The 13,088-nt window shown below is 57.7% G+C and carries 6 protein-coding genes; all 6 read left to right on the top strand.

Annotation, left to right across the window (positions count from 1 at the left end; translation table 11 throughout):
* Positions 1–1,019 (top strand): ATP-binding protein (locus VNN55_08200; GenBank protein ID HWO57533.1); only part of this gene is annotated, 1,019 nt, incomplete at its 5' end.
* A 12-nt stretch (positions 1,020–1,031) separates the two neighbouring features.
* On the top strand, positions 1,032–6,134 hold the full coding sequence (locus tag VNN55_08195; protein HWO57532.1) for a DEAD/DEAH box helicase: 5,103 nt from the start codon (positions 1,032–1,034) through the stop codon (positions 6,132–6,134).
* 81 nt (positions 6,135–6,215) lie between these two features.
* The gene (locus VNN55_08190) at positions 6,216–6,980 is read left to right on the top strand and encodes an iron-sulfur cluster loop (protein HWO57531.1); all 765 of its coding nucleotides are present in this window, start codon (positions 6,216–6,218) and stop codon (positions 6,978–6,980) included.
* A 301-nt stretch (positions 6,981–7,281) separates the two neighbouring features.
* On the top strand, positions 7,282–7,782 hold the full coding sequence (locus tag VNN55_08185) for an endonuclease/exonuclease/phosphatase family protein (protein HWO57530.1): 501 nt from the start codon (positions 7,282–7,284) through the stop codon (positions 7,780–7,782).
* A 59-nt stretch (positions 7,783–7,841) separates the two neighbouring features.
* Positions 7,842–8,183, top strand: coding sequence for a hypothetical protein (locus VNN55_08180; GenBank protein ID HWO57529.1), 342 nt, complete (start codon positions 7,842–7,844; stop codon positions 8,181–8,183).
* A gap of 110 nt (positions 8,184–8,293) precedes the next feature.
* Complete coding sequence (locus tag VNN55_08175) at positions 8,294–13,018, top strand: DEAD/DEAH box helicase (protein HWO57528.1); 4,725 nt, start codon at positions 8,294–8,296, stop codon at positions 13,016–13,018.
* Positions 13,019–13,088 lie beyond the last annotated feature (70 nt).

Genomic DNA, 13,088 nt, shown 5'->3' with positions numbered 1-13,088 from the left:
AGTGGCGGGACAAACGCAAGGCGGTGTTCTTCCTCGATGAAATCCAGGTCGTTCCGAACTGGGAACTGTTCGCGCGCCGCCTGCTGGACACCGAGAAGATCGATTTGTTCCTGTCGGGCTCGTCGGCCCGGCTGCTCAGCCGCGAAGTCGCCACCAGCATGCGGGGACGGGCGATGGAAGCGCTGGTGCATCCCTTCAGTTTTCGCGAGTATTTGAGATACCATGGCCGCGAGCCTGAGGGCAACACTACGAGGGAGCCCAAAGCTTCCCGATCCAAATTGGAGCGAGACCTGCGTGAGTATCTCAGTAATGGGGGATTTCCGGAGGCGATGGGTCTGGGGGGGCGGGATCGATTCGCGCTTCTGCAAAACTACATAGATGTGGCAATCCTTCGCGATGTTATCGAGCGATACGATGTAAGCAACCCGCAAGCGTTACGCTGGATGGTGAGGCAGCTACTGGGGAACGCCGCGGGCGAATTCAGCATCAGCAAGTTTTACAATGACTTGAAGTCACAGGGCTTGGCGGTCTCGCGAGATACGCTGCATTTTCTGCTTGGGGCTTTGGGAGACGCATTCCTTGTTCGTATTATATCGCTGGCGACTGACTCGGAGCGCAAACGGATGGTCAATCCGCGCAAGGCCTACCCGATAGACATGGGACTTATACCGGTGTTTGATCGGTCCGGCAAAGAGAACCGTGGGAAGGCGCTGGAAACCTGCGTGCTTCTTGAGTTGGAGCGTCGCGGCGCCGAGATTGCCTACGTAAAGACGCAACGCGGGTATGAAGTGGACTTTCTGGCCCGATACCCCGAGGGGCGTCAAGAGTTGATTCAGGTCTGCGCTGAACTGGATGATCCGGAAACGGCCGAGCGGGAGTTGCGGGCGCTGCAAGAGGCCGCAATGGAACACAGACGAGCAAGTCTTCATCTGATCACCCTGTCGCGTCCGACCACACGCGAACTGCCCAAGGCCGTTCGGCTGCACATGGCGGCCGACTGGTTGCTGCAGTTCAATTGAACACTCTCTGCGATGAGTATCTTCGAACTGCATGAAAAGGTGCTTTCCGACTACCGCGACTTTGTGCGGTCGTTCTTCCTGGTGGCCGATGACCGGGCGCGCGCCTTCATCGACAAATCGATCAACGACGATGCCCAATTGTGGCCGGAGTTCCTACTCCAGGTCAGCCCCTCCTATGCCCGGGCGGCCACCATCGATGAATTGTCGCAGCGCGGGACGATTCATTCCGAGACGGCCCGCATCTTCCGCACTGCGACAGGTGAACCCTACAACCTCTACCAACATCAGGTGGAAGGTATCGAGCGGGCGTTCGCGGGCAAATCCTACGTCGTCACCAGCGGCACCGGCTCGGGCAAGAGTCTCACATACTTCATCCCGATTGTCGATTCGCTGCTACGTCAACCCAACACTGGCGACCGGGTGGCGGCGCTGGTGGTCTACCCGATGAATGCGCTGGTCAATTCACAGTACCAGTCACTTCTGACGCTCAAATCCTTGTACGAGTCCCGTCACAGTCGGCCGTTTCCGGTCACCTTCGCCAAGTACACGGGCGATACCACCGCCGAAGAGCGCGAGGCGATGCGCAATCATCCGCCACAGATTCTGCTGACCAATTACGTGATGGCGGAACTGCTCATGGTCCGTCCTGAGGATCTGCGCTTCCTCGACCGTGTCGGGGGCGGGCTGCGATTCCTTGTCTTTGATGAATTGCACACCTACCGCGGCCGGCAGGGAGCCGATGTCGCCATGCTGATCCGCCGGCTGACGGAGCGGTCCGCCGCCAAGGACATGATTTGCGTCGGGACCAGCGCCACCATGGTTGCGGATCGCGAAGCGACCCCCGTGCAGCGACGGGAGGCGGTTGCCACCTTCGCGTCGCGGGTCTTCGGACGGGTAGTCGCGCCGGACAATGTCATCGAAGAGACGCTGATCACATTCACCGAGGGAGGCATTCCCTCTGTCGGCGAGTTGCGCTCGTCGCTGGCGACCCCGGTTCCCGGGACGATTGCGGAGTTCCGGCGCCATCCACTGGCGCGTTGGGCGGAATCCGAGTTTGGCGTTGAAGACGAGTCGGGTGGACGACTCAAGCGGCGACGTCCGCAGGAGATGAAAGGGGCGGCTGAGCGTTTGTCGGCGATGACCGGTGTCGATCACGAGACCTGCGAACGGCGGTTGCGCGAACTGCTCGTCCGGGGCGGTGAACTTGAGCGCGAGGACGGCGGCCGTGCCTTTGCGTTCAAGCTCCATCAGTTCATCGGGCAGGGGCGGGCGTTGTACGCGACGCTTGAAAGCGCCGAGACTCGGGAATTCTCACTTGAAGGACAAATCGTTGGTGGCCAGGGGAAGATCTTCCTGCCGATCCGATTCTGCCGCCATTGCGGCCAGGAGTACTACCATGTCCTGATCGATGACCACATGACCCGACTCCTGCCGCATCCCTTGGGCGTGGCGCCGCTGGATGATGACACGCGTGCCGGCTATCTGATGCTGGCGCCGTCGCCGGATGATTGGACGCCGGACCAGATCCCGGACGAGTGGCGTGATCGCAAGGGGCGGATCAAATCGACCCACAAGGATCGAATCCCGCGCGAGGTCTGGGTCGCTTCTGACGGCACCTGCCACGCCAACGCCATTGAAGGCGCCATCAAGATGTGGTTCCAGCCGGCGCCATTCTCTCTCTGCCAGTGTTGTGGGGAGTTCTACGCGGCGCGCGGGACAGAATTCGCAAAACTGGCGTCGTTGTCCAGCGAACAGCGCAGCAGCGCCACCACCGTTCTGGCAACAGCGCTTCTGCGGCATTCCGGAGCCAAGGGTCTGCCGCAGGACAAACTGCTCACCTTTACGGACAACCGTCAGGATGCGTCGCTTCAGGCCGGGCACTTCAATGACTTTGTACACATGGCGCTGTTGCGATGTGCACTGCATGCCGCCTTGGTGGAGCATCGAGAGTTGGGATTTGATCGTGTGGCTCGGGAAGTGGTCAGCCACAGCGGTCTGACGGTCCGCGACATTGCCAGCAATCCGGACCTGGATCCGAGTGCCCCGGCCGCAAAAGACGTCTGGCAGGCGTTCACGGAGCTCACCGAATACCGGCTCTATGAGGATTTGCGACGGGGTTGGAGGGTTGTCCAACCCAACCTCGAAAACGTCGGGCTGTTGCAGATCGTCTACCGGGGGCTGGATGCGGTCTGTGCCGACGACGATCCATGGCGATTTGACGCCACACTGTTGGCCATGAAGCCGGAAGAGCGACTCGTCATAGTGCGGACAGTGCTCGATCACTTTCGCCGGAAGCTGGCCATTTCCTGCCAGTGCCTACACGAGACGAACCAGCAGCAGATCCGAAAGCGGGCCGAGCAGCATCTCAATGAATTCTGGGGCTTGGATGAATCATCACCCGGAATGCGGACGGCAAACTGTGCCGTCCTCTGGGGGCAATCGAATCGGGATGTGAAAAACGCCGTGAGTCTTGGCAGTCAGGGGAAACTCGGGAGATACCTGGCGGAGCAACTGAAGTTGAAGGGGGCTGCGTATTCGGCCACGCTTGATGAGTTGCTGGCGTTGCTGGTCGGCCAAGGCTTCCTGGTGCGTCTCCCGTCAGTGGATGATCATCAGCTGTTTCAACTGGATGCGGCGTGTCTGATCTGGCGTCACGAGGACGGCGCCCCGCCTCCGCCGGATCCCCTCTACTCCAAGAAAGCATCGGGTAAGTCGTACCGGACCGCTGCACCGCCGGTGAACCGCTTCTTTCAAGCGTTCTATTCCGGTGACGCGAGTGTCCTCGCCGGTATGGAGGCGCACGAACACACGGCGCAGGTGGTCGAACCGGGCGAACGGGAGCGACGGGAACGGAGATTCCGCTGGGAGGAATCGGACGTGAACAAGGTGCGCGATCTTGGCCGGCGGCTTCCGTACCTGGTCTGCTCCCCGACCATGGAGTTAGGGATCGACATCGCCGATCTCGATCTGGTGCATCTGCGAAATGTCCCGCCGACGCCGGCGAACTACGCCCAGCGCAGCGGCCGCGCAGGGCGGCAAGGTCAACCCGGGCTGATTGTCACCTACTGCGGCGCAATCAACAGTCATGACCAATACTTCTTCAACCGTCGTGAGGAGATGGTCGCCGGGAGCGTGCGTCCCCCGCGACTTGATGTCACGAATGAGGCACTCGTTCGGGCACATGCCCATGCTGTGTGGCTGGCTCAAGTGCGCCTGCCGTTGGGCGACTCCATCGAGCGCGTCATCGACACGGGTGTGGACGATCTGCCCCTCAACACCCATGCCTCAGCGGCGATCCAGTTGAACGAGGCCGGGATCCTTGAAGTCTGCGAGAGACTTCGCGCAATTCTGCAACATGATCTCGACGATCTGATGGCAGCGGGGTGGTATTCGCAAGCGTGGATCGAACAAACGGTCCGAGACGCGCCACGACAATTCGATCGGGCATTTGATCGTTGGCGGGAACTCTTCAAAACGGCGACGAAACAGTTGCAGGAGGCCCAGCAGGATAGATTCCGGGCACGCCGGCCAGAGGATCAGGAGCGGGCGAGACGTCGCGAGAGTGAAGCCGAACGGCAGAGGAATCTTTTATTGCAGATCAGCACGAGTAGAGAGGAAGGGGACTTCTATCCGTACCGTTACCTCGCCAGTGAGGGGTTCCTGCCGGGATACAACTTTCCAGCCTTACCGGTGAGGGCATGGGTTCCCCGCCGACGCAAGGGCGGGGAGTATATCTCCCGGCCCCGTTTCCTCGCCTTGCGTGAGTTAGCTCCCGGAAACATGCTCTATCACGAGGGGGCGAAGTGGCAGGTCGATGGATTTCAATCTCCACCCGGAGGATTGGAAGAGCGTCGGAGCCAGAAACGCATCTGCAGCACCTGCGGGGCATTTAATGACACATCTTGCGATCTGTGTCTGCATTGTCACATCCGCTTTGACGGCAGTAACAGCCAGTTGGTCAAATTGTTGGAGATGCCCAATGTGCGCTGCGTTCGTAGAGAGAGCATCACCTGCGATGAGGAAGAGAGGATACGTCGAGGGTATGACCTTTCGACCGCCTTCCAGTTCGCCCAAGGGGAAGGTGGCGCGCTTCGGATTAAAGAAGCCGATGTCTACTGTGGCAGTGATGCTGTGCTGAGATTGATTTACGGTCCCGCGGCAACTCTGCTGCGGATTAATCATGGATGGCGGTCAGCCAGCCAACCGGGATTCCTTGTCGATTACGAAACTGGAGACGTGCTGACTGCTGGCTTGCCGGCAGCTTCCGGACCGGCCCAGCCCCGCCGTATTGAAAACACCAGGCTATTTGTGCAGGGAGCTCAGAATCTATTGCTGATTCGCCTCGTACGGCCTGAACTTCGTGATCCGCAGATCGAGTCCACCATCCAATATGCCATTCAGCGCGGTCTTGAAACAGTCTTCCAACTCGAAGAGGCCGAGATCTCTGGCGAAAGAATCGGCGCCGGCGAGCAACGATCGATCCTGCTCTACGAAAGTGGCGAAGGTGGCGCCGGAGTGCTGCAGCGGCTGGTGTCGGATTCTGCTACCATGTCCAGAATTGCAGCGAAGGCGCTTTCACGTTGCCACTATGACGCCGCAGGCAATGATCTGCGTCCGGAGTGTCACGCGGCCTGCTACCAGTGTCTGATGAGCTATGGAAACCAGCATGAAGCGCTCCTGCTGGATCGTAAGCGTGCTTTGGCACACTTACTCGATTTGGCGCAGAGCAGGACGTTATCGCGGATCAAGGGCCGCGATTGGTATGCGCATCTCGAATGGCTCCGCTCACTGACAGACTCTCGGTCGGAACTTGAGCGCACGTTCTTGAAGACGCTCGCCGACGGTTTCCACCGGTTGCCCGATGAGGCTCAGAAGCACATCGAGGAGCCGAACTGCATTCCCGACTTCTTCTACGAGCCGAATGTCTGTGTGTTCTGTGACGGGACGCCTCACGACGAAAGGGAGCAGCGCGAGAAAGATCGAACAACTCGTGAAGCACTGGCGAACCGCGGATTTCAAGTGGTGGTGATGAGGTATGACAAGGATCTGATTGACCAGATAATGACTCATGCAGCCGTATTTGGCGCTCGCAAAGTTGCAGAGGGTGCCCCATAGCTCTTGGATGGTGGAGCAATTGAGGCTCCTTGGGCGAAGGGCACGACGGGCCAGTTCAGCAATTCGAGGCGAGGGAGAAGAATGACCACCGTTGATGGCCACTTGCTCATTCGCGATCGACTGGTGAAGCGTGGTCGCGAGTTGTTCGACGCTCCCAAGAAGCCGATCGATTTCACGGTCGTGCCGGAGGCAAACGCACTTCTCAATGACATTGCGACCTATCCTCATGCCTTTGTGCTGGCCTGCGTGATGGATCGGCAGGTGAAGGCGGAGCGGGCGTGGCTCATCCCGTACAAGATCAGTCAGAAGATAGGCGGGTTCTCGATGGATCGGCTCCGGCGGCTATCGGAATCCGAGATAAGAAAGCTGATGACGAAGCCAGAACCGCTCCACCGATTCGTAGACAAGATGCCCGTTCTACTTCACGCCGCGATTAAGCGAATTGACCAGCAGTACGAGGGCGATGCATCCAGGATCTGGCACGGCAGGCCCTCAAGCTCGGAAGCCGTGTATCGGTTCCTTGAATTCGACGGGGTCGGGCCGAAGATCGCGACAATGGCAGTCAACATTTTGGCGAGAGAGTTCAAAGTACCCTTTAGCGACTACTACTCGATTGACATCTCCGCAGACGTGCACGTCCGTCAAGTATTCGCTCGGCTGGGGCTGACCGGATCCGATCCGACCGTGGAGCACGTGATCTACAAGGCAAGAGCACTCTACCCCGACTTTCCGGGGATTATGGATCTCCCTTGCTGGGAAATTGGCAAGAACTGGTGCAGACCGACGAGGCCGGCGTGCGGGGAGTGTTGCATGAACACGATCTGCCCAAGTGCGCCGAAAGCTTGAGCGTCTGTCGCACGGAATGGAATCCGCGCTTATTGATAGTTGTGAGTGGTTACGCAGCTTAGGATTTAAAGGGACATACCAGAGCATGAATCTCAGGATAGTCGTCTGGAATTGCGCCATGGGTCTCCATCGAAAGTGGGATCGTCTGCTTGGGCTACAGCCAGATCTCGCAATCACTCCGGAGTGTGCCGAGCCAAGTCTAACCTGGTCGCGTCGAAAGTCGGGGCCGGAGTGCGAATCACGGTGGGCGGGCGACAATCCGAACAAGGGGCTCGGCGTGTTTGCTTTTTCAGGACTGCGATTGGAACGTCACCATCTATTCAACCCGAATCACAAGTATCTTCTCCCAGTCGTGGTATCGGGATCCCTCAACTTCTCGTTGCTTGCCATATGGGCCTTCGGATGCCGCGCCCCGGGCTCGGCGAAGCGATTGGGGATACCGACGGCTGTGCTGCTTGAGGATTACGAGCAATTGATGTCGCAGGGCCACGTGGTTGTCGCTGGCGATTTCAACAACTCGGTTTGTTGGGACAAACCAGGAAGACAGGGTAACTTCTCCAACATCGCATCGCGTTTGGAGGGACATGGCTTCACGAGCGCATACCACTCATTCGTCGGCTCGCCGTATGGAGCGGAGCCTCACCCGACCTTGTTCTGGCTGACGGGGAAGGGCGTGTACCATATAGACTACTGCTTCCTGCCGCAGTCATGGTCACTGACGTCAGTCGTGGTTGGGAACGGCAAGGAATGGACGCCAGTCAGCGATCATGCGCCGTTGATTGTGGATTGTGTGCCGACGTAGGTTTACCCCGCTCCGGCGACGAGGGGTGGTTGACTCCTCGATCGAAGTGAGCCAGTGCTATGCCGACCCTGAATCGCACCGCCATCGTCCTTCGACCAAAGCAGCCATTCGTCGACTGGATCAATGAGACTGAGCCCGACGATCGGCCGGTGACGCTCGAAGAGGTCGCGGAGGACAATGTCGTCTACCTGATTCCCGAGAACCGGGACGATGATGTAGATCGTGCAGTGAGGAAGTACTGGCGGGAGATCTTCGAGGAAGAGCTGTTCGGCTGGTGCACCGATGAGTCCCTGTGGCCGACACGGCTGACGTTTGCGATGTTTAGGGAGTGGTTCGACATTGAAGCGCATTCCGTCGTGCGTGATGTCGGTGGGGATGATCTGGTCATCGAGGATGAGTGAGACACGCGGTGACGAGAGGGGGCGGGAGGCAGTTGAACTCAGGAAACGTGTCTCTTAGCCTTTACCATCAACTTGTCAAACTTGCTTGCCGACGTGCAAATTGAGCTGACATGTGTGAACAGCAACAAACATCGCCGAACCAGTTTGTCGACCAGCTTTGTGAGAGGAGGCATCAAGCCTATAAGGCCTCTCCCGGTGACATTCGAGAGCACTTCGGGATTGAGCAAGTCGTGCTTGCTGGCGGGTACGGCTATCGTCAGATTTTGGAGCTTGTACAAAACGGTGCGGACGCAATTTTAGAAGCACATGAATGCGGCACGGATCTTGAGGTCCCCTGTAAGATTGAAGTGCTTCTCGATGGTTCAAATCTCTATGTAGCCAACACCGGAGCACCTTTTAGCGAGGATGGCATTGACGCATTGTTGCGATCTCATTCCTCGCCCAAGCGAGGCATGCAGATCGGACGGTTTGGTCTCGGATTCAAATCTTTGCTCCGACTTGGTGGGAGGATCGACATCACCAGCGGAAGTTTCGCATTTGGCTTCGATCCCGAGCGATGCCGGACAGAGCTGAAAGATCGATACAAGGTGCAGGAGGCACCTGGGCTGCGTCTCGCCTGGTCACTTGAGGAAGACCGAGCAGAGGAACTCAGAGGCAAATTCCCATGGGCGACTACTGTAGTCTGCGCTGAGATTCTCTCCCGAGGATTCCGTGAGCACTTGGGAGAGGAGATCGATGGCTTCCCAGCTGAATTCCTACTCTTCCTGCCGGTTCCGGTTCAACTTATGCTCGCGAACAGCGATAGTCCGGAGTCGAAGAGAGAAATACATCGCGTAATTGAAGGGCAGGACGTAGTACTCCACGAAGGTGAGTCGAAGTCACGCTGGAGAGTAGTGGAACATGTCGTCCCAATTACCGACCGACGTGCCAGGGAAGACGCGACTCATGTACATAGCCGCGATAAGGTGCCTTTAGCTTGGGCGATGCCCGTTGAAGGTAAGCGTGAAGAGGCTGGGGGATTTTGGGCATTCTTTCCCACGCAGACACCGACGTATCTGGCTGGCATCCTCAATGCACCCTGGAAGCTGAACAGCGACCGCAACGCCATCATCTCCGGCGAGTGGAACACCGCCCTCATGCAGGAGGCTGCCAAGCTAATCGCCGACGCGCTGCCAGAGCTGAGTACTATGGATGACGTCGGTCGGCCGCTGGATGCATTTCCGCGCCAAATTGACCGTTCGGATGAGATCGCCAAGCCTTTGGTCGAAACGCTGTGGGATGCACTGCAGGAATCTGCCGTGATTGCGGACAGCTTGGGCACTCTGCGTCGACCACAAGAGCTATGGCGGCATCCGCGAGACAATGCAGACCTTGCTCGTCGCTGGTGCCTGCTCGCTAACAGCGATAGCCTTAAACAAGTGGTTCATCCTTCATGCCTTGAAGGGCTGCGTGCCAGCCGGCTGCGGGCACTTGCGGAACGGATTGCGCACAAGGAGAAAATGGGCTCAGCGCTTCCGCGACTTGAGCAATGCGATGCAGAGAAGTGGTTCGCCGAGATCTCATCACTGGAGATAGACAGAGCCGTTCAGGTCCTTCGGCTTACCGCCGCATTCGCAGATGACTGCAAGCCAGGAGAGTGGTCGCAGATTCGCCCAAAACTCGCACTCATTCCATCCGACGAAGGCAAATTGTTGACGCCGGATCAATCGGTGTTTGCGCCTGAAGGCACGATTGTTCCTGATGGTCGTCATGCAGTTGACAGTCGACTGTTCGCAGTCGCAGATGCAAGGCGAATTCTCACGGATGTGCTGAAGGTGAAGCCTCTAGACGACAATGTGTGGGTAGTCGTCTTGAACGAAACTCTGCCTCGAATGCAACTGTGGCAGACACCCCCCGACGGATTATGGTGCGCATTTTGGAATCTGCTGCGATCGGCGCCTGAAAAAGCCCGAGCGCAATTCATGTCACAAAACGCCGCACGAATCCGGGTCAAGCGGCGAGATGGCAGATGGGCCCTACCCTTCGAGGCGCTAATTCCGGGTGCACTTGTAAGTTCCGACGATGCATCTGACAATCGAATGGTCTTGGTGGACGATGTAGTCCACGCTGACGACGCGGAGCTGTTGGCCGAATTGAAAGTCTGCGAATTCCCTCAGGGTGTGGTGTCCGTCGACAACCCCGACGGACTTGGCGATTGGCTGAGCCATTGGCGATCCCATTATAAGCGGAGCGAGAATGAGCGGGCGTCCTGGAAGTACCTCAAGCCTTACAATCTGAAATTACCAGCGGGATGGCACTTTCTGGCGCAGTTGGCAGGCCTTCCAAATGCAAGGCTCACCGAACACTTCTTGTCCTTGCTGGGAGAGGACGGGTTGCCTGTGACAGTCCGGTTCGGACATTCCACCGTGTCCACCTATTCCAGAATTTGCGTCTCTCATCCACTTCTATGGCTCATGCTCCGCCACGGAACATGGAATATCGAAGGCACGACGATTCCACTCGTTGCCATAGTAGACCGCAGGGACGAGCCGTCGATTGTCCAGATACTGGGCCAACAATTTCAGCCTGCGTTCGACAAGCTGGGGGATGCGATTCCGAAGGTCACAGCTACAACAGATGACATTCGCGAAATGTGGCAAGCGCTGATCAGGATGTCTGCAACGCCCGCAGTATTGCGGGATGATTCCTTGCGGGATCTTTGGTTGGGTGCGGCACGGGACGGAGTGGTTCCACAGTCATTGCCGACAGATCAGGGCGAGATCCCATTAGCGCACGTTTTCGTGACTGAGTCTCAAGATCTTGCCAGCCGAGCTCGAGCGCAGGGAAATATTGCCATTACTCTCGATGCTCAGGCACTATCGCTATGGTTGGCAAACGGAGCTCGTGACCTTGCAGAGTTAATGAAACCGGAGTGGATTCAGCCGACAGGCCCGGCTGAACTCTTGATCTCTGTATTCCCTGAGATGTCCGAAGTGTTGAAGCCTGAGATCAAGGATTCCGCCCGTTGTCAGCCCGTAGCTGGGCTGACATTGATGATAGCGGGGGCCTTCAGCCCGCTGTACTGCTTGTTGTGGGAAGGAATTCTATTTCTCGACGGTCCGCAACTTGCATTGCTGTCTCGAGCCGAGAGGTTGCAGCATCTCTTGTCTGAGGCGGGGTCGGCAGGGTGGCTGAGTCACGACCCTGAGGAGTGCTTGTCTATACTTGGCGACGTTGAATTGGAGCGACGTCGCAATCATGTTTCCCAAGGAGCGTCCCTCGCCGAGCGACTTTGGCGTGCCGTAGGCGAGCGAGAGGAACCTTTGAGGCAGGCACTTGGCTACGTTGGGGGATTGGATTTTCTTCAGGGAGTGACAGCGCTTCGACTCGCCGAACTGGTTCTCGCACAAATTGGCCCAGCGACACTGGCCACCCTCAAGGAGACCCTGGAGAGTGAGGGACTGAAACCTCCTATACGCTGGAACACCACAGGTGCGCGCGCATTTGTTGCCAGCATCGGTTTTCCGGCCGAGTTTGCCGCGTCTCCAGAATTGCGTCGAGAACCGGAGGAGTACATCAGCGGACCAATCGAGCTACCCGCTCTCCACGACTTCCAAGATGAGGTCGTTCGAGGCATTCGCGACCTGATTGCTAGCGGTTCAGGGCGTCGACGAGCAGTAGTGAGTCTGCCAACGGGTGGAGGCAAGACACGAGCCACAGTACAGGCCGCGGTTGAATTTGTTCTCAAAGCGGAAGACGTGAATCGTAGCGTCATTTGGGTCGCACAGACTGACGAACTCTGCGAGCAGGCTGTTCAAGCGTTCCGACAGGTTTGGCTTAACCTTGGGGCTAAACAGACCGATTTGCGTATCGTCCGACTGTGGGGAGGCAACCCGAATCCAGCATTCCAAGAATCGGGTAAGCCGATCGTCGTTGTTGCGTCGATACAGACGCTGAACCACCGGATGGGAACTGAAGGGTTGACTTGGTTCCAAAGACCGGGCTTGGTCGTGGTGGACGAGTGCCACTACGCAATCGCCCCGAGCTACACCAACCTTTTGCGGTTTCTCGATGCAGCAACCCCGCGGCAGGGAGCCCCATCAATAGCCGAACCCCCCATTCTTGGACTCAGCGCGACCCCGTTTCGTGCGGATGACGAGGAGAGCGAACGGCTGGCGCGTCGCTTCGACAGACGCTGGCTGCCTAAGGGGCAAGCAGATCTCCACCGACATCTTCGGAGTCAGGGCATTCTGGCTGAAGTATGCAGCGAATCATTGGACAGCGGAATCGGTCTGACTGCTAAAGAGATTGAACAACTCTCCAACATCCCTGACCCATGGGAGGGAGTTGACTTCGAGAACATTGTCGAGACCATCAACCAACGATTGGCCAAGAGTCAGCAACGTAACGAGAGGATAGTGGAGTTCATCCGCGGCGCCGCTCAGAAGGCAATTCTCCTCTTTGCCAACTCCGTGGTCCACGCACAGGAGATGGCAGCCAGATTGAATCTCAAGGGGGTGTCGTCAGCTGCGATCGGCGGAGAGACCCCGATGACATCACGACGTTTCTTCCTGTCGCGATTCCAATCTGGCGATATCCGTGTCCTCTGCAACCACTCGGTTCTCAGTACTGGTTTCGATGCTCCAAAGACCGATATGGTGCTCATTTCTCGTGCGGTATTCAGCCCTGTTCGCTACATGCAAATGGTCGGCCGAGGCTTGCGAGGCGAGAAGAATGGAGGGACAGCCAGCTGCCGAATTGTCACTGTTCTCGACAACCTCGGTCGATTCCAAGAAAGACACCCATACCACTACTGCGGTCGGTACTTTATGGATCATCCAGCCAACCTGCCATGACCCTATCGAGCACGCCTCCCGCCCAGAGTGTGCATCGACGACCTATGAGTTCGTACACCGTTTCACTTGC

It is taken from the genome of bacterium, from assembly GCA_035559435.1.
Lineage (GTDB): Bacteria > Zixibacteria > MSB-5A5 > WJJR01 > WJJR01 > JACQFV01.
This window is presented reverse-complemented; position numbering and strand designations above follow the sequence as displayed.

Bases quoted from the DNA above. Each gene is read 5' to 3' on its own strand.
- VNN55_08195 (HWO57532.1), top strand. From the start codon at position 1,032: ATGAGTATCTTCGAACTGCATGAAAAGGTGCTTTCCGACTACCGCGAC.
- VNN55_08190 (HWO57531.1), top strand. From the start codon at position 6,216: ATGACCACCGTTGATGGCCACTTGCTCATTCGCGATCGACTGGTGAAG.
- VNN55_08175 (HWO57528.1), top strand. From the start codon at position 8,294: ATGTGTGAACAGCAACAAACATCGCCGAACCAGTTTGTCGACCAGCTT.
- VNN55_08180 (HWO57529.1), top strand. From the start codon at position 7,842: ATGCCGACCCTGAATCGCACCGCCATCGTCCTTCGACCAAAGCAGCCA.